This window comes from Shimia biformata (assembly GCF_016888515.1).
In the GTDB taxonomy this organism is placed as follows: domain Bacteria; phylum Pseudomonadota; class Alphaproteobacteria; order Rhodobacterales; family Rhodobacteraceae; genus Shimia_A; species Shimia_A biformata.
On sequence record NZ_JAFEJK010000001.1, the window covers coordinates 1,641,717 to 1,655,826 of the forward strand.

General features: G+C 63.0%; 15 protein-coding genes. 10 read left to right on the forward strand and 5 right to left on the reverse strand.

What is annotated here, in order from left to right:
* Nucleotides 1-10: 10 nt before the first annotated feature.
* Together JQ863_RS07930 and JQ863_RS07935 are read right to left on the reverse strand one after the other, a co-directional pair.
* Nucleotides 11-1,297 carry a homoserine dehydrogenase gene (locus JQ863_RS07930; RefSeq protein WP_204113754.1) on the reverse strand — a complete coding sequence of 429 codons (1,287 nt, stop codon included), beginning with the start codon at nucleotides 1,295-1,297 and terminating at the stop codon, nucleotides 11-13.
* Nucleotides 1,298-1,420: 123 nt separating this feature from the next.
* Nucleotides 1,421-1,663 carry a hypothetical protein gene (locus tag JQ863_RS07935; protein ID WP_204113755.1) on the reverse strand — a complete coding sequence of 81 codons (243 nt, stop codon included), beginning with the start codon at nucleotides 1,661-1,663 and terminating at the stop codon, nucleotides 1,421-1,423.
* A gap of 97 nt (nucleotides 1,664-1,760) precedes the next feature.
* Between JQ863_RS07935 and JQ863_RS07940 the strand changes: the two genes are divergently transcribed.
* Nucleotides 1,761-2,348, forward strand: a complete 588-nt coding sequence (locus JQ863_RS07940; RefSeq protein WP_204113756.1) for a TetR/AcrR family transcriptional regulator — start codon at nucleotides 1,761-1,763, stop codon at nucleotides 2,346-2,348.
* A gap of 9 nt (nucleotides 2,349-2,357) precedes the next feature.
* On the opposite strand, the gene JQ863_RS07945 is transcribed toward JQ863_RS07940, so the two are convergent.
* A complete protein-coding gene (locus JQ863_RS07945) occupies nucleotides 2,358-3,110 on the reverse strand; it encodes a helix-turn-helix domain-containing protein (protein WP_204113757.1) in 753 nt (250 codons plus the stop codon).
* Between the two features lie 115 nt (nucleotides 3,111-3,225).
* On the opposite strand from JQ863_RS07945, the gene JQ863_RS07950 reads away from it, so the two are divergent.
* Both JQ863_RS07950 and JQ863_RS07955 read left to right on the forward strand, forming a co-directional pair.
* Nucleotides 3,226-3,576: a hypothetical protein gene (locus tag JQ863_RS07950; RefSeq protein ID WP_204113758.1), complete on the forward strand. Its 351-nt coding sequence runs from the start codon at nucleotides 3,226-3,228 to the stop codon at nucleotides 3,574-3,576.
* 78 nt (nucleotides 3,577-3,654) lie between these two features.
* Nucleotides 3,655-4,455, forward strand: a complete 801-nt coding sequence (locus JQ863_RS07955; protein ID WP_204113759.1) for a phytanoyl-CoA dioxygenase family protein — start codon at nucleotides 3,655-3,657, stop codon at nucleotides 4,453-4,455.
* A 74-nt stretch (nucleotides 4,456-4,529) separates the two neighbouring features.
* Here the strand turns inward: JQ863_RS07955 and JQ863_RS07960 are convergent, their stop codons facing one another.
* Complete coding sequence (locus tag JQ863_RS07960) at nucleotides 4,530-5,441, reverse strand: pirin family protein (protein ID WP_204113760.1); 912 nt, start codon at nucleotides 5,439-5,441, stop codon at nucleotides 4,530-4,532.
* A 205-nt stretch (nucleotides 5,442-5,646) separates the two neighbouring features.
* Here JQ863_RS07960 and JQ863_RS07965 point away from each other — a divergent pair, with 205 nt between their 5' ends.
* The 7 genes from JQ863_RS07965 (at nucleotide 5,647) to JQ863_RS07995 (ending at nucleotide 12,240) form a co-directional block, all read left to right on the forward strand.
* Nucleotides 5,647-7,269: a long-chain-fatty-acid--CoA ligase gene (locus JQ863_RS07965; RefSeq protein WP_204113761.1), complete on the forward strand. Its 1,623-nt coding sequence runs from the start codon at nucleotides 5,647-5,649 to the stop codon at nucleotides 7,267-7,269.
* Nucleotides 7,262-8,146 (forward strand): alpha/beta fold hydrolase, encoded by an 885-nt coding sequence (locus tag JQ863_RS07970; protein ID WP_204113762.1) that lies wholly within the window; start codon nucleotides 7,262-7,264, stop codon nucleotides 8,144-8,146. The genes JQ863_RS07965 and JQ863_RS07970 overlap by 8 nt, the downstream gene beginning before the upstream one ends.
* A gap of 138 nt (nucleotides 8,147-8,284) precedes the next feature.
* Nucleotides 8,285-9,274 (forward strand): NAD(P)H-dependent flavin oxidoreductase, encoded by a 990-nt coding sequence (locus JQ863_RS07975; RefSeq protein ID WP_204113763.1) that lies wholly within the window; start codon nucleotides 8,285-8,287, stop codon nucleotides 9,272-9,274.
* The gene (locus JQ863_RS07980; protein ID WP_204113764.1) at nucleotides 9,271-9,942 is read left to right on the forward strand and encodes a histidine phosphatase family protein; all 672 of its coding nucleotides are present in this window, start codon (nucleotides 9,271-9,273) and stop codon (nucleotides 9,940-9,942) included. The genes JQ863_RS07975 and JQ863_RS07980 overlap by 4 nt, the downstream gene beginning before the upstream one ends.
* 84 nt (nucleotides 9,943-10,026) lie before the next feature.
* Nucleotides 10,027-11,055, forward strand: a complete 1,029-nt coding sequence (locus tag JQ863_RS07985; RefSeq protein WP_204113765.1) for a phosphotransferase family protein — start codon at nucleotides 10,027-10,029, stop codon at nucleotides 11,053-11,055.
* Nucleotides 11,048-11,824, forward strand: coding sequence for an SDR family NAD(P)-dependent oxidoreductase (locus JQ863_RS07990; RefSeq protein WP_204113766.1), 777 nt, complete (start codon nucleotides 11,048-11,050; stop codon nucleotides 11,822-11,824). Before JQ863_RS07985 ends, JQ863_RS07990 begins: the two co-directional genes overlap by 8 nt.
* On the forward strand, nucleotides 11,821-12,240 hold the full coding sequence (locus tag JQ863_RS07995; RefSeq protein WP_204113767.1) for a PaaI family thioesterase: 420 nt from the start codon (nucleotides 11,821-11,823) through the stop codon (nucleotides 12,238-12,240). The genes JQ863_RS07990 and JQ863_RS07995 overlap by 4 nt, the downstream gene beginning before the upstream one ends.
* 296 nt (nucleotides 12,241-12,536) lie before the next feature.
* On the opposite strand, the gene JQ863_RS08000 is transcribed toward JQ863_RS07995, so the two are convergent.
* Complete coding sequence (locus tag JQ863_RS08000) at nucleotides 12,537-14,018, reverse strand: class I adenylate-forming enzyme family protein (RefSeq protein ID WP_204113768.1); 1,482 nt, start codon at nucleotides 14,016-14,018, stop codon at nucleotides 12,537-12,539.
* Nucleotides 14,019-14,110 lie beyond the last annotated feature (92 nt).

Here is a 14,110-nt window from a genome sequence, read left to right on the forward strand (position 1 = left end):
TGCGTAATGTTTAGACGGTTTCGATCCGAAGTGCCACGGGCTCCGAGGTCATGACCCCGGTTCTGCCCATCGCCTCGATCGCCTGATCCAGCGCCGCGCGCTGGGTCTTGTGCGTGACGATCAGAACCGGCGCGTCTTCCTTGTTGTGGCGGGTCTGGCGCATCCGGTCGATGCTGACGCCATGTTCGCCAAGCGCGGTGGCGATCTTGGCCAGCGCACCCGGCACGTCCTTCAGCGACATGCGCAGGTAATAGGGCGCGGGCGAGTTCGACTGCGCGCGCTTGGCCTTGGCCAGTTCACTGGCGGGTTGTCCAAAGGTCGTCAGCCGGAAGCCACGGGCGATATCGCAGACATCGCCCATCACCGCGCTGGCGGTCGGGCCTTCGCCCGCTCCGGCGCCGCGCAGCACGACCTGTCCCACGGCGTCGCCCTCGATCACGACCATGTTGGTGCCGCCCTGCAACTGCCCCAGCGGGCTGTCATCGGGGACAAGACAGGGCGACATGCGCTGTTCCAGCCCACGGCCAGTCATCTGCGCCACGCCCAGAAGCTTGATCCGATACCCCATGTCGGCAGCCTGACGGATGTCGTCGATCGACACGCGCTGGATACCTTCCAGCTCGACCCCGTCGAAATCGACCTCGGTGCCAAAGGCAATTGCCGACAACAGCGACAGCTTGTGCCCCGCATCGATCCCGCCGACGTCAAGGTTCGGGTCCGCTTCGAGATAGCCTAGCGCCTCGGCCTCGGCAAAGACCTCGTCATATGGAAGCCCCGCATCCTGCATCCGCGTCAGGATATAGTTGCAGGTGCCGTTCATCACGCCCATGACGCGGGTGATTTCGTTCCCGGCCAGACCCTCGGTCAGCGCCTTGATGACCGGGATGCCCCCGGCGACAGCCGCCTCGAAGCGGATCACCTGCCCGGCGGCTTCGGCGGTCTCGGCCAGCGCCTGCCCGTGATGGGCCAGCAGCGCCTTGTTCGCCGTCACCACGTCCTTGCCAGCGGCAATCGCGGCCTCGATCGCGTCCTTGGCGGCGCCTTCATGCCCGCCCATCAACTCGACAAACACGTCGACATCGTCGCGCACCGCCAGTTTCACCGGATCGTCTTCCCATGCGTAATCGGTCAGCGACACGCCCCGGTCCTTGTCCCGCGAGCGCGCGGAAACGGCGGTGATCACAACCGGCCGTCCTGTGCGCGCCGCCAGCATATCGGCTTTCTGGCGAACAATGCGGACGACGCCGACACCCACGGTGCCCAGTCCGGCAATCCCAAGACGCAAGGGGCTGGTCATTCACGGTCTCCTTGAAACTTTCGGTAGAAGCGGTGTTTGCCAGCCCTCTATCCCGATACGGGCGGCGGTGCAACGCGGCATGGGGCTCTCGGGTGGGAAAAGCCGGGCGAACAGATGCGCTGCCTATTCAACCGGCAGCGCCTGAAGCGCGGCAGCCCGGCGCCTGAGTTCGCGGGCACGGGCGTCCAAAGCGGCGGCGCTGTCCTCATCCAGCTGGGTGTCGGTGGCCAGATCCGACTCGGTCAGCGGTTGCAGGGCCGGGTAAGGGGCCTTGGCATTGTCCAGACCCACGGTCGCGTCCAGCTCGGGTGTCAGCGAACACCCGGCGCAGGACAAAAGGAACAGGACAAGTGACGCGGATTTCATCGGTTTTCCTTGTGGCAACGCCCCCTTCTTGCCCCGGTTCGGAGTTCCGGGCAAGTCGCCCTTTTAAAGAAACGATTGTTCAGTTAATCCTGAAAGCATGGCACGCACCCAAGGTTCCCATTCCGATATCACCGGCCCCCGCGTCCGCGCGGCGGCGCTGAAACTCTTTGCGGAACAGGGCTATGCCGCCGTGTCCATGCGCCAGATCGCACGCGAGGTCGGGGTGCAGGCGGGCGCGCTATATAACTATACTCCCGACAAGCAGAGCCTTCTGTTCGATATCATGGAAGAGCATCTGAGCGACCTTCTGGCCAAGGTGCGCGCCCTGCCTCTGCTGGATGACCCGGTGGCCGCGCTTGAGCGGTTCACCCGATTCCACATCCGCTATCACTCGGCCCGGCCTGACGAGGTCTTCATCGCCTACATGGAACTGCGCAATCTCAGCTCGGAGAATTTCGCGCGGATCGAGGCCATGCGCGGCGCCTATGAGGATATCCTGGAAAATATCCTTGCCGCAGGGCAACAGGCGGGCTGTTTCGCGGTTGCCGACGTCAAGGTTGCCACGCTTGCCGTGATTGCCATGCTGACCGGGGTCAACACATGGTTCCGCGAAGGCGGGCGGCTGTCGCTGGACGAGGTCGAAACCATCTACTGGGACATGGTGCGCCGGGCAGTGTCGGCCTAGGGGCTGGCCCTAGCCGAGTGAGATGGCTTCAAATGCAGCCGCCGTCGTCGCGTCCATCGGAAAGAACAGTTCGATCCTGAGATCGTCCAGCGTGATGTCCTCGGGGGTGCCGAATTGCGCGATGGTCGAGAACATCGCCAGACTTTGATCGCCAAAGCGCAGGATCGTCGGCACCACGGGCATTGCGCCGCGCCTGGCTGACAGGCCGGCTTTGTCGAGATGGTCGATAATGCTGTCGAATTCGGGAATTCCGCCCTGCGCCATGCTTTCTGCGCGCAGGCGCAAGCTCGTGTGATGGGCAACCTCTGGCCAGTTCTCGATCATACCGGGCAAGAGATCCGAAGCCAGGAATTCCAACATACTGTCGCCGTCTCCAAGCCCGAGTCCGCCAAAGATCGCAGCCGCCGCGCGGTTCATCGCCCGAATGGTCCACAAGCGGTCCAGGGCGATGCCGGGAAAAGGCATGTGACCAACCAGCATGTGGTCAACCGCTTGACGGATGGGGGCCATCTGGTCGTCGCTCCAATCGCGGTCACTGAACTTGGCGGCAAATCCCGCGGCCACCAGCATTCGGTTGTGGGCGTCGAGCGGCAGGCGCAGCGACTCGGCCAGCCGGTCCACCATCTCGCGGCTGGGTCTGGCGCGTCCGGTTTCCAGAAACGAAAGATGGCGGCTGGAAATCCCCGCTTCCAGCGCCAGGGTCAGCTGACTGTAGCGCCGGGCCGAGCGCCACGTCTTCAAAGCCTGGGGAAAATCACTCATGCCTCGTTCTAGCACGTCGCTCGCGGCAATTCACTTACCTCTCAGGTAATTGTTGCCGTGATCAGACACGCGTTACCATTCCGCAAACCTTGAGCCGCACCGCCAGGAGAACGCAATGACCACACTTAAAACCACATTGATTGCCATGACCGCCATTGTCGCCGTGACCACGACGGCCGCAATGAGCAAAGAAGGCATCGACTTTCTCTCACCTTTTCTGGCCGAGATCATGGCGCTTGGCTGGCAGGGCCAATTCAACCTTGATTTCGCTTGCTACCTTGTCCTGTCGGCGCTTTGGATCGCATGGCGTCATGGGTTTTCCCTGGGTGGTTTCCTGATCGCGGGATTGGCAGCCCTTTTGGGGATCCTCGTCTTCGCGCCATACGTGCTTGTCCAAATTTCGCGCGCCGAAGGCGACCCCCGTCGGCTTTTGATGGGTGTTCATGCCGTGCCGCGCACGGTGTGATCGGGTGCGATTGTCACTTTTGCCGCCTGGCTTCCCGTGGCAACGTAAACCGGTTCGCACCATGGAAAGCCGCCCCGAATGACCCACCCCCTTGTCACGCCCGAGATGATCGAGACCTATCAGCGCGACGGCGTGGTTGTCGTGCGCGGGCTCTGGGCCGATCACGTCGACCAGATCCGCGCCGGCATTGCGGCCAACATGGAACAGCCGGGGCCCTATGCGGCTGAAAACCTGAAAAAGGGCGAGGGCGGCCGGTTCTTTGACGACTATTGCAACTGGCAGCGCATCCCCGAATTCGCCGCGGTCATCCACGACTCTCCCGTGGCCGAAGTCGCCGCCGACCTGATGCAGTCACGCAAGGTGCAGGTGTTTCACGATCACGTATTGGTCAAGGAACCGGGGACGTCCAAACCGACGCCATGGCATCAGGACGGCCCCTATTACTTTGTCGAGGGGCGTCAGACCATTTCCTTCTGGGCGCCGGTCGATCCGGTCACCGATGCCACGCTGCGCTGTGTCGCGGGATCGCATCTCTGGCCGAAGCCGGTCCTGCCGACCCGCTGGCTGTCCGAGGAAAACTTCTACCCCAACGAAGCCGATTACATGCCCGTGCCAGACCCGGATGCCGAAGGCATGGACATCCGCGAATGGGCGCTGGAACCGGGCGACGCCGTGGCGTTTCACTATGGCATCCTGCACGGGGCGCGCGGCAATGAGACCACGTCGCGCCGCCGCGCCTTTTCACTGCGTCTGGTGGGGGACGATGCGCGCTATGTCACCCGCCCGGGCCGCACCTCGCCGCCGTTTCCTGGCCATGGCATGACCGAGGGCCAACACCTGCGCCCTGACTGGTTCCCGCAGGTCTGGCCCAGACCCTGACTTTTTGCTGGTCCGAAATACCCCGGGGGGACAGGGGGGCGAGGACTGGGGGGCTGGCCCCCCAGCCTGTCTGGTCAATGCGCGGGCTTGATGAACGTGCCGTTGCGCAACTCGGCAAAAGCCTGACGCAGCTCTTCCTGCGTGTTCATCACGATCGGCCCGTGCCAGGCCACCGGCTCCTGGATCGGCTGGCCCGAGATCAACAGGAACCGCACCCCGCGCTCGCCTGCCTGCACGGTGACCTCGTCCCCATTGCCGAACCGGATCAGCGTGCGGTCGCCGGACATATCACGGATATTGACCTCTTCGCCCGCAACCTCTTTCTCCAGCAGGATACCTGTCGGTTTCGACGCATCGGCAAAGGCCCCGTCGCCTTCGAACACATAGGCGAACGCCCGGCGGCGTGTGTCGATCGGGAAGGTCTTTTTCACCCCCGCCGGGACCGAAATATCCAGGAACATCGGATCGGCGGCAATACCGTCAACCGGCCCGGTCCTGCCCCAGAACGACCCGATGATGACGCGGACGCGGGTGCCGTCGTCTTCGGTGATCTCGGGAATCTCCTTGGCCTCGACATCCTGATAGCGCGGATCGGTCATCTTCAGATCACGCGGCAGGTTCGCCCAAAGCTGAAAGCCATGGTTCACACCCTTCGGATCGGGCGCGGGCATTTCCTGGTGCAGGATGCCCGACCCGGCCGTCATCCACTGCACGTCGCCCGCACCAAGGTTGCCGGTGTTGCCAAGGCTGTCCTGATGCTCGACCGATCCGGCCAGAACATAGGTGATGGTCTCGATCCCGCGATGCGGGTGCCACGGAAACCCGGCCATGTATTTGCGCGGATCGTCGTTGCGAAAGTGGTCCATCATCAAAAACGGATCCAGCTCGCTCGGGTCCTGGAACCCGAAGGCGCGGTGCAGATGCACGCCGGCCCCTTCCATCGCGGGAATGGCCTTGCGTGTCTCGAGAACGGGTCTGATAGACATATGCGTGTCTCCTTTCGCCCCCCTATCTAGGGCGCGCCGCAGGGTCCGGCAATTGCGCCCGCTGTGAGCCAGCGAACGCGAGTTGTGCGATTTTCGACAAAAATGCCGCTACGTCGCTTCCCAAAACCCCATTCAATGACACAATGTATCCGAAAGCGGCGCAAAGCCGTGCCAAAAGGCCATGATCAGGGGAGGAGACCGGACCATGCTTGGGTCGATGATGAACACGCCGCTCAATATTGCGGACATCCTGAAATTCGCAGCCGAGATCCACCCGTCGGGCGAGATCGTCTCGGTCCGCACTGAAGGCGACATCCAGCGCACCACCTATCGCGAAACGCTGGCCCGCGTGTCGCAGCTGGCGCATGGGCTGAAGGGGCAGGGGGTCAACATTGGCGACCGGATCGCAACGCTGGCCTGGAACGGCTACCGCCATTTCGAACTCTACTACGCCATCTCGGGGATCGGCGCGGTCTGTCACACGATCAACCCGCGCCTGTCGGCCGAGCAGATGACCTATATCGTGACCCATGCCGAGGACACGATGCTGTTCGTCGACACCACCTTCGTGCCCATCGTTGCCGCCCTGCGCGACCATTGGCCCAAGGGGTTGAAAGTGGTGGTGATGACCGACCGCGCCCACATGCCCGAAGGCGACTACCTGTGCTACGAAGACCTGCTGGACGGACATCCCACGACCTTCGACTGGCCGCATCTGGATGAAAACACCGCCTCTGGCCTGTGCTACACCTCGGGCACCACCGGCAATCCCAAGGGCACGCTCTATACGCACCGCTCGACCGTGCTGCACGCGATGATGGAGGCGGTGGGCCTGCCGGATGTGCTGAAGCCGGGGCGCAAGGTGCTGCCGGTTGTGCCGCTGTTTCACGTCAATGCCTGGGGGCTGCCCTATGCCGCCCCCCTGACGGGGGCTTCGCTGATCTTTCCGGGTGGCGCGCTGGATGGTGAAAGCCTGTTCAAGCTGATGGACAGCGAACAGGTCTATTCCGCCTGGGGGGTGCCGACGGTCTGGCTTGGGCTGCAGGGAGAGATTCGCAAACAGGGCCGCATGCCCGCAGGTCTTGGCGACATGGTGGTCGGCGGCTCCGCCGCGCCTGCCTCATTGATCCGCTTCTTCGAAGAGGGTGGGGTCAATGTCTGCCACGCCTGGGGCATGACCGAAATGTCGCCCATCGGCACCACCGGCAACCTGCCCACCCATCTTGGCGATCTGTCCTTGGATGAAAAACTGAAGCTGAAAGCCAAACAGGGGCGCCGCACCTGCCTTGTTGAATTGAAGATCCTCGGAGAGGACGGCCAGCGCCTGCCCCATGACGGCATCTCGGAAGGCGAGTTGTTCGTGCGCGGCCCGGCGATCACCGCCGGGTATTACAAGAACGACGAGGCCAACAAGGACGCCTTCGACGCCGAAGGCTGGTTCGGTACCGGCGATATTGCCAAGATCGACGCCGACGGGTTCCTGTCGATCACCGACCGCGCCAAGGACCTGATCAAGTCGGGGGGAGAATGGATTTCCTCGATCGATCTGGAAAACGTGGTGATGGCGCATCCCAAAGTCGCCAATTGCGCCGTGATCGCGCTGCCGCATCCGAAATGGGATGAGCGCCCCTTCCTTGTGGTGGTGCCGGCGGGGGACGACAGGCCCGAGGTGCCGGAACTGATGGCGCTTCTGTCGGAACATTTCGCCAAGTGGCAATTGCCCGATGACGTGGCCTTTGTCGACGAATTGCCGCTGACGGCGACGGGCAAGGTCTCGAAACTGACGCTGCGCCGGCAGTTTGCCGATCACAAGCTGCCCGATGCGTGATCTGCGCTTCGAGATCAACGGCAACCCGTTCTTTGCCCAATGCGCCGGAGACCCTGACGCGCCGCTGATCCTGTGCCTGCACGGGTTCCCCGAGTATTCCGGCGCCTATCAGGATGTCCTGCCGCTTCTGGCAAAGGACCATTTTGTCGTGGCGCCGGATCAGCGCGGCTATGGCCAAAGCTGGAAACCCCAAGGTGTGGCACCCTACGCCATTCCCAATCTTGCCGCCGATGCCGCGGCGATGATTGACCTCTTTGGCAATGGGCGCGCGGCGGCGGCGGTGGGGCACGACTGGGGGGCGTCGGTGGCTTATTACCTCGCCTTCCGCTACCCGGCGAAACTGGCCAAGCTTGTCATCGTCAATGGCGTGCATCCGGTGCCGTTTCAGGCGGCACTGGCCACGGGCGGCGCGCAATCAGCCGCCTCGCAATATATCCCGTGGCTCCGGCGCGAGGGCAGCGAGGCACGGCTTGCCGCCGACAATTTCGCCGCGCTGACCCGGCTTTTCGCCGAAAACATGGACATGTCGTGGCTGACACCGGACCGCCACGCCGCCTATGCCGCCGCTTGGGGCGGAGAGGACGGGCTGAGGGCGATGGTCAACTGGTATCGCGCCACGCCCCTCAAGGTGGCCAGGCCCGGAGAGCCGATCCCGCCCGAAGACCTGTCGCAGATCGACCCCGCCACCGTGCGCGTGACCATGCCGCACCTCTTGCTCTGGGCCAGGGACGACACCGCACTTCTGCCCGAATCCCGCGCCGGGCTGGATGCGTTCTGTGACGACCTGACCGTCACCGAAATCGACGGTGCCGATCATTGGGTCCTGCACCAGAAACCCGAACAGGTGGCGCGGGGCATCCTGAAATTCCTGGGCTGACCCGGCTTTTTTCTGGTCCCAAATACCCAGATCCCGCCCGGCCCCTCACGCGCCGACGGCAAAAGTGACGCTATGTCATTGCCATCGCCTCTTGCCTCGGGCCGGAACTGCCATAGCCTGCGGCCAAGGGAGAAATACATGTCCAACGACCAACATCTGCCGCCGCAGCTGCGCGGCCTTCGCCTGCCCGTGGTGGGCTCGCCCCTGTTTATCATCTCGGTGCCCGCGCTGGTGATCGCGCAATGCAAGGCGGGCATAGTCGGGTCCTTTCCGGCGCTGAACGCGCGCGAGGGTGCGGATGAACATCCGCTGCTGGATACCTGGCTGACCCAGATCACCGAGGAACTGGACCGCCACAACCAGGAAAACCCCGACAGCCCCGCCGCGCCGTTTGCGGTGAACCAGATTGTGCATCGCTCGAACACCCGGCTGGAACGCGATATCGACATCTGCGTGCGCCACAAGGTTCCGATCTGGATCACCTCGCTTGGTGCGCGGGTCGAGGTGAACGAAGCCGCCCATGCCGCAGGCGGGATCGCGCTACATGACGTCATCAACAACCGCTTTGCGAAGAAAGCCATCGAGAAAGGCGCCGACGGGCTGATCGCGGTGGCAGCGGGGGCCGGGGGCCATGCCGGGCCGCAATCACCCTTTGCCCTTGTACAGGAGATCCGCGAGTGGTTCGACGGGCCGCTTCTTCTGTCCGGGTCGATCGCGACCGGGGATTCGATCCTTGCCGCACAGGCGATGGGCGCCGACCTTGCCTATATCGGCACGCCCTTCATCGCCACGGACGAGGCCAACGCGGTGCAGGGTTACAAGGACATGATTGTCGAAAGCGGGGCTGAGGATATCGTCTATTCCTCGCTCTTTACCGGGGTCTGGGGGAACTACCTGAAAGGGTCGATTGAAAATGCCGGGATGGACCCCGACAACCTGCCCGCAGGTGATCTGAAGACCATGGATTTTGGTGAAAACCGTGACAAGCCAAAGGCATGGAAGACGATCTGGGGCTCGGGGCAGGGGATTGGCGCGGTCAAATCCGTTGGCCCGACCGCCGACCTCGTGGCGCGGCTGCAGGCTGAATACAAGGCCGCTTTCGCCCGGTTGAAGGATCGCGTCGGATGACCACGATCCTGCACCTCATCCGCCACGCACAGGCCAGTTTCGGCGCCGCCGATTACGACAACCTGTCCGAACTGGGCCACCGCCAGTCGGTGGCGCTGGGCAAGGCGCTGTCGCATCAGGGGGTGGACCCCGGCGCGATCTTCATCGGCGCCCAGAAACGCCACCGCCAGACATGGGAAGGCATCGCCGAGGGCGCCGGGCTGTCACGCACGCCCACGGTATTGGAAGGGCTGAACGAATTTGATTTTCACGGGCTTCTTGAGGCGCGCTACAGGACACGCGGCGACCGGCCTTCCGCGCTGAACTCGGACCGCCGCACCCATTTCCGCGCCCTGCGCGACACCGTGCTGGAATGGCAGCGGGGGGAAATCGACGCTCCGCCCGAAAGCTTTGATGACTTCACGGCCCGTGTCCGCGACGCCCGCGACACCATCGCCGCATCCGGCGCGCATGTGGCGTTGGCGGTCTCGTCTGGTGGCGCGATCGGCATGACCGTGGCGGATGTGATGTCGGCCCCCGCCGACCAGATGATCGCGCTGCAGTTGCAGGTCAAGAACTGCGCCGTGGCGCGGTTCCTGTTGACCGCCAATGCCCATTACCTGCACGGTTTCAACGAAACGCCTTTCATCACGGGCGAAAACGAAGACGAGATGCTGACCTATTCCTGATCGACCTGCGCCGGTGTCGGCCATGGATGCCTCCGGCGGGAGTATTTGCGACAAGAAAGAAGCGGCATCCGCCAAGGGGAGGAGATGATGGACGCAAACCAGTTGGACACGGGCGCGGTGGCGGCGTGGATGGCCGAGACACTGCCGGGCTTCGAAGGCCCGCTGACGGCCGAGAAATTCGCCGGTGGTCAATCCAACCCGACCTACCTGCTGAAAACCCCCGCGCGCGACTATGTCCTGCGCCGCAAGCCGCCGGGAACATTGCTGAAATCGGCCCATGCCGTCGACCGTGAGTTCCGCGTGCAATCGGCGCTGGCGGGCACGGATGTGCCGGTTGCCCGGATGTTTGCGCTGTGTGACGACGACAGCGTTATCGGCTCGATGTTTTACATCATGGAGCGGGTCGAGGGGCGCAATTTCGACGATCCGCGCCTTGAGGGGCTGAGCAATCAGGACCGCGGCGCCGTGTTTGATCAGATGAACAAGGTGCTGGCGGCGATCCACTCGGTTGATATCGGGGCTGTGGGTCTTTCGGATTACGGGCCAGAGGGCAACTATTTCGAGCGACAGGTCGGGCGCTGGACCAAGCAATATCGCGCATCCGAGACCGAGGTCGTGCCGGACATGGACGCGTTGATCGACTGGCTGGCCGGCAACATCCCCGCCGATGATGGGCGGCGGACCTTGGTTCACGGCGACTATCGCCTTGATAACATGCTGTTTCACCCGGATCGCATCGAAGTGGCCGCAGTGCTGGACTGGGAGTTGTCGACGATCGGCCACCCCTATGCCGATCTCGCCGGGATGATCATGCAGTGGCAGATGCCGCCGGGCAAGGAAGGGCGCGGGCTGGCCGGTGTGGACCGGGCCGCGTTGGGCATTCCCAGTGACGGCGCGTTTATCGCTGCCTATTGCAAACGCATGGGGATCGAGAAGATCGACAGGTTTGGTTTCTACCTTGCCTTCTGCTTCTTCCGCATGGGGGCGATCCTGCAGGGGGTGAAGAAACGGGCGCTGGACGGCAATGCGTCTGATCCGAAACGCGGGGCAAAGATGGGGGCCTATGTGCCGATGTTTGCCGCCGCCGGTTTGAAGGCATCGAAACATGGATAAACGGTTTGAAAACAAGGTGGTGCTGATTACCGGCGCCGGGTCCGGCTTTGGCCGTATGGCAGCGCAGCGCTTTGCGGATGAGGGGGCGAGGCTGGCCCTGTCGGATGTGAATGCCGAAGGCTTGGCCGAGACGGCGGCATCGTTGAAGTGTGAGGTAATCTCGGATGTTCTGGATGTCACCGACGAGGCGCAGCATATCGCCCATATCGCGCATATCCGTGATGCGTTCGGCACGCTGGACGTGGCGATCAACAATGCCGGGTGGGGGCATGATCTGAAGCCCCTGCACATGGTCTCTGGGGACGAATTCGACCGCTCGATCGCGATCAACGCCAAGGGGGTGTTTCTGGGTATGAAACACCAGTTGCCGATGATGCACGCGGCGGGCGGCGGGGCGATCCTGAATGTCGCATCGGCGGCCGGGCTGGTTGGGGCGGCGATGATCTCGGCCTATGCGGCGGCGAAACATGCGGTGGTCGGTCTGACCCGTGCGGCGGCGGATGAGAACGCCAGAAAGAACATTCGTGTCAATGCTTTGTGCCCCTCTTTCTCATCCACTCCGATGGTGCAGGAAATGGCGTCTCAGATCGAGGCGCGCACCGGTGCGGACCGCGACACCACCTATGCCCAGATTGCCAACCGTATCCCGATGGCGCGTGTCAGCGAGCCGCAGGAAGTGGTGCAGGCGATGCTGTGGATCTGCGCGCCGGAAAACAGTTTCATGACCGGGCAGGCCATTGCCATTGATGGCGGGCTGACCGCGATATGACCCGCGCACCGCTGGACCCCGCGCTGGACGAGGGCAGCTATGCCCTGCAGCGCCACCTTGGGTTTCGCCTGACCCATTGGGACGTCGACTATGCCCGGCTGGAACTGCCGATCGAGCATTACCTGATGAACCGCGCTGGCATTCCGCATGGCGGCATCTATGCCACGATCCTGGACACGGTCATGGGGTATGCCGGGTGCTATACCGGGGATGCGGCACATAAGAAGCTGGCGCTAACCCTTTCCCTGACAACGAATTTCCTGTCCCGCCCCAAGGGGCATCTGCTGATCGCCGAGGGCATGCGGACCGGCGGTGGAAAGTCGTCGTTTTTTGCCGAGGCCACGGTCAGCGACGAAACCGGAGAGGTGATCGCGCGGGGATCGGGCGCGTTCAAATACCGCAAAACGACGCTCTGACCGTTCTCAGGCACGTTTTTGCGGATTTTTCACGATGAAAGAGGCGCTAGTCTCAGGTCGAGATTGGCTGCGAAAACTAGCCTGAAATCGCGAGAATTCTGCCGTTTTGATGCCGTTTCCTGTGAAACCGCACTCTTCATTTTTGAACATTCTGGGTCAGACACATCCAATCTGTCTAGGCAGCAATTTTCATAATACAACATGCCGCCCAAAACCTGCGTTGTCGGAAGTGCGATCAATCTGCATTTTGGGCGTGATGCAACCTTGCCTGTGACCACGTGTTTGGCAGTTGCCTTTCATTCCTCGTTCAATAGATGAGAAAAGTGCCCCAATAGCTTGTGTTTCAATATTTTTCCTGTCGCGGCTGCGGGAAGGGCGTCAACAATGAAAAGATGCTGCGGAATCTTGTAGGCAACCAGCCTTTCGCGCAGCCAGGACATGATGTCCGACGCCTCGACCCCGTCACGGGTCATCAGGAAGGCGATGATTTCCTCGTCGCCGGGCACCGGGCGACCCACCACGGCGGCAACATCGACATCCGGGTGACGGGTTAGCATGGCCTCGATCTCGGGCGGGTAGACGTTGAAGCCCGAGCGCACGATCAACTCTTTCAACCGCCCGACGATATGCAGGTGCCCCTTGTCGTCGATCCGCGCCAGGTCGCCAGAGTGCAGCCAGCCATCCTGCAGCGCGTCGTCGGTGGCCTGTTCGTTACGGTAATAGCCCAGCATCAGGCCGGGGGAGCGGATCAGAAGCTCTCCTATCCCGTCCTCATCAGGATTGCCGATCCTGATGGTGACATCCGGCACCGGGGGGCCACAGCTCATGTCGCCGGTGGGGGCATCGTTGCGGGTGGCGGCGACGGTGGGGCTGCATTCGGTCATGCCGAACCCGTTGTTCAGCGGCAGGCCGAACACGGCCTCGGTGCGGGCCTTCCAGTCGGGGTCAAGCGGCGCGCCGCCGGCCGAGATGTAATGCAGGTTCGGGGCGGATAATGTCCGGCCCTCGCGGGCAAGATAGGCCAGGATATGGGCATACATCTGCGGCACGGCAGGCATCACGCTGGCGCCGTCGGCCAGCGCGTTGACCACGGCTTCAGGCGTAAAACGCGACAGGAAGCGGATGGTCGCGCCGCGCTGCATCGTCGCCAGCATGGTTGAAGAAAAGCCAAAGATATGGGTGCCCGGCAAGACGCCCAGCACGGTGTCGTCCGGCGTCATGCCGCGCAATTCGGCCGAGGCATTGGCGTTCCAGCACAGCGAGGCGTGGCTTAGCATCACGCCCTTGGGCGCGCTGGTGGTGCCGGTGGTATACAAAAGCGCCGCGACCCGGGTTTTCGGGTCATCGCTGACGGGTTCCGGGTTGGTGTCGGCGGTTTCGGTCAGCCAGACCGGGCCACAGGGCAGGTCGGCGGTGTGGGCTGCGCCGAAATGTGTCGCCCGCGCCATCGCCTCGTCCGAGACATGGGCGGTGAACAGCATCACCCGCGCGCCGGAATGGTCGCGGATCGCCTGCAATTCCTCGGGCGTCTGGCGTGCGTTCACGGGCAGGATCCAGGCCGACAGGCGGCTGGCTGCCATCACCGCCACGACGCCCATTGCGCAGTTCTCGGCCACCAGCATGACCCGGTCGCCGGGGCGCACGCCGCGATCCGTCAGGATGTCTGCCAGATCCACCGCGTGTTGGCGCAGGTCGCCATATGTCACCGTGTCGCCATTGAAATCGACAATGGCCTGCGCGTCGCCGGGATGCCCGGCAATCAGATCATGAACCCACATGATGCTCCTCCCTTGGGCGAAGACTGTGCGGGGCAGGATTTTTCTTCAAGTGTTAAGCGAAGTGACGCAGCGGCCCAAGCCGCCGCGCCGTT

Bases quoted from the DNA above. Each gene is read 5' to 3' on its own strand.
- JQ863_RS08000 (WP_204113768.1), bottom strand. From the start codon at position 14,018: ATGTGGGTTCATGATCTGATTGCCGGGCATCCCGGCGACGCGCAGGCC.
- JQ863_RS07955 (WP_204113759.1), top strand. From the start codon at position 3,655: ATGACCCACCCCCTTGTCACGCCCGAGATGATCGAGACCTATCAGCGC.
- JQ863_RS07970 (WP_204113762.1), top strand. From the start codon at position 7,262: ATGCGTGATCTGCGCTTCGAGATCAACGGCAACCCGTTCTTTGCCCAA.
- JQ863_RS07990 (WP_204113766.1), top strand. From the start codon at position 11,048: ATGGATAAACGGTTTGAAAACAAGGTGGTGCTGATTACCGGCGCCGGG.
- JQ863_RS07935 (WP_204113755.1), bottom strand. From the start codon at position 1,663: ATGAAATCCGCGTCACTTGTCCTGTTCCTTTTGTCCTGCGCCGGGTGT.
- JQ863_RS07945 (WP_204113757.1), bottom strand. From the start codon at position 3,110: ATGAGTGATTTTCCCCAGGCTTTGAAGACGTGGCGCTCGGCCCGGCGC.
- JQ863_RS07980 (WP_204113764.1), top strand. From the start codon at position 9,271: ATGACCACGATCCTGCACCTCATCCGCCACGCACAGGCCAGTTTCGGC.
- JQ863_RS07930 (WP_204113754.1), bottom strand. From the start codon at position 1,297: ATGACCAGCCCCTTGCGTCTTGGGATTGCCGGACTGGGCACCGTGGGT.
- JQ863_RS07940 (WP_204113756.1), top strand. From the start codon at position 1,761: ATGGCACGCACCCAAGGTTCCCATTCCGATATCACCGGCCCCCGCGTC.
- JQ863_RS07965 (WP_204113761.1), top strand. From the start codon at position 5,647: ATGCTTGGGTCGATGATGAACACGCCGCTCAATATTGCGGACATCCTG.
- JQ863_RS07960 (WP_204113760.1), bottom strand. From the start codon at position 5,441: ATGTCTATCAGACCCGTTCTCGAGACACGCAAGGCCATTCCCGCGATG.
- JQ863_RS07950 (WP_204113758.1), top strand. From the start codon at position 3,226: ATGACCACACTTAAAACCACATTGATTGCCATGACCGCCATTGTCGCC.
- JQ863_RS07995 (WP_204113767.1), top strand. From the start codon at position 11,821: ATGACCCGCGCACCGCTGGACCCCGCGCTGGACGAGGGCAGCTATGCC.
- JQ863_RS07975 (WP_204113763.1), top strand. From the start codon at position 8,285: ATGTCCAACGACCAACATCTGCCGCCGCAGCTGCGCGGCCTTCGCCTG.
- JQ863_RS07985 (WP_204113765.1), top strand. From the start codon at position 10,027: ATGATGGACGCAAACCAGTTGGACACGGGCGCGGTGGCGGCGTGGATG.